Genomic DNA, 1636 nt, shown 5'->3' with positions numbered 1-1636 from the left:
CATATTGCCCCCCACATAGCCATCTTCCCTGGCAGCTAACCAGGGGAACAAGGCATCAATGAGGATATCCATCTGGAGTTTATGTCGTTGGGTTTCCATGGGAACGCCGTCATCGCAGGGCAATTCATCTTGGGTAGGCAGTGAAAGTGGAGAAGGGGCAATAGTTGAAGTCATCGGAGTCACGCTGGTGATTAGACTTAAGGAGCTTTTTCCCCTAGCATTAGGGAGAATGTCTAGCGCCTAGAATTGAGACGGGCGCAAAATACTATGGTGATTATAGCCGACATTCCGCACTTCATTTTGTAACTTTTTATATTACAAAATGAGGTTCTTCGGTTTATCTTATGCAACGGACAGGATGATAAGAGATGAAACCCTTATAGAGAAAGACATTGCTTCGATTTTTGGCAATTGTTTTTGATCTAGAACGAGCTAATCAATTAAATCTCTTGCCACATAAGGATTTAGTCGATTTATGCCCCCCTATCGAACCATACCAAGTAACGAAGAGCCCAAAATGAAGTGCGGAATGTAGTTTTTATGATTGAGAATTGGTATAAGTAGAAATTAGCGAAGCTTAATCCGCATTCCCAAATCACCGTAATTCACCGCCATCGTCGCAATAATAGCGGTGCTTTGCTATAGCTAACGCTACTGAGAGGAACTATTTCTTTTCAAGGCAATTGCTAATTGTCTCAGTCGTTCACTAACTTCTAAATTAAATTCTTGAGATTGCAAATTAGCGGGTAATTCTGCTACAAGCTGAGGATTCTCCTTATACCATTCGTTTTGGGCGACACCTGCCCATGTTCCTTCTTTTTCTCGAAAAATATCCACTAATCCTCTTAATTCTTGAATACAGTAGGACTCAAATCCTGCAGCTTCAAAAATACCATGGCGTAGATATTCTTCAAATCGGGCTTCTAAAACAGCGTGGGCTCTTCTAGGTTCTGTGTGATCAGTTTAACTTACATAGGATCGATCGATCTTTGTGTCCTCTGTGTCTCTGTGGTTCCTTCCACTCCCTCGCTAGGAGGAATGTATCTTAGAATACATTTTACCCACCAAACCTAGAAGAGCCCAGCGTGAGCATATTTTTCATCGGCAACGTATTTTTTTAGTTGTTCTCGGATGTCTTCTAGTCGAGTAAAAGGAATAACTAAATTACCTTCTCGTCTGACTTGTTTTAGGGTGATTTCGTTTTCTCTAATGGTTTTTAAGTCTTCTTTTGCGCCACCGGTTTCTAATTCTTTGAGAAGATGAATAAATTGTTCTTCGCTGCGGGTTTGCACTTCTAATCTTTGTTCAGATTCGCTTTTAACGGAATAAATTTGAGTGGTGGTAAAGGTACATCTTCCTCCTTTGGCAGGAAGTAAATCACATTCTAACCATGCGTTAATAAAGGTACTTTTTCCTGCCTTTTCTAAGCCAACCACAGCAATACGAAATTCTCTTTTTCTCAGTCTTTCGAGTTGACGGTTAGCAGGTATTGCCTCTGGGAGCATCTCACCTTTGCAATAAGTAGAAATGCTTAATGAGATCAATAAAAAAGTTAAAAAAGGCAACCATTTAGATAAGCACAGCGATGACGAAGGACTTGCGGTACATTACAAGATTGCCAACTTGCACCAGTAAT

The 1636-nt window shown here is 40.7% G+C and carries 1 protein-coding gene and 3 pseudogenes; 1 reads left to right on the top strand and 3 read right to left on the bottom strand.

Annotated features, from left to right (window positions below):
- Positions 1-174, bottom strand: a pseudogene (locus ACE1AQ_RS20605) (Uma2 family endonuclease); the annotation flags it as partial.
- Positions 175-322: 148 nt separating this feature from the next.
- On the opposite strand from ACE1AQ_RS20605, the pseudogene ACE1AQ_RS20600 reads away from it, so the two are divergent.
- A pseudogene (locus ACE1AQ_RS20600) lies at positions 323-521 on the top strand (hypothetical protein).
- A 130-nt stretch (positions 522-651) separates the two neighbouring features.
- Here the strand turns inward: ACE1AQ_RS20600 and ACE1AQ_RS20595 are convergent.
- Positions 652-837 (bottom strand): hypothetical protein, encoded by a 186-nt coding sequence (locus ACE1AQ_RS20595; protein ID WP_008201008.1) that lies wholly within the window; start codon positions 835-837, stop codon positions 652-654.
- Positions 838-1076: 239 nt separating this feature from the next.
- Positions 1077-1505 (bottom strand): annotated as a pseudogene (locus ACE1AQ_RS20590) (dynamin family protein); the annotation flags it as partial.
- Between the last annotated feature and the right edge of the window lie 131 nt (positions 1506-1636).

It is taken from the genome of Microcystis sp. BLCC-F209, from assembly GCF_041928595.1.
Lineage (GTDB): Bacteria > Cyanobacteriota > Cyanobacteriia > Cyanobacteriales > Microcystaceae > Microcystis.
This window is presented reverse-complemented; position numbering and strand designations above follow the sequence as displayed.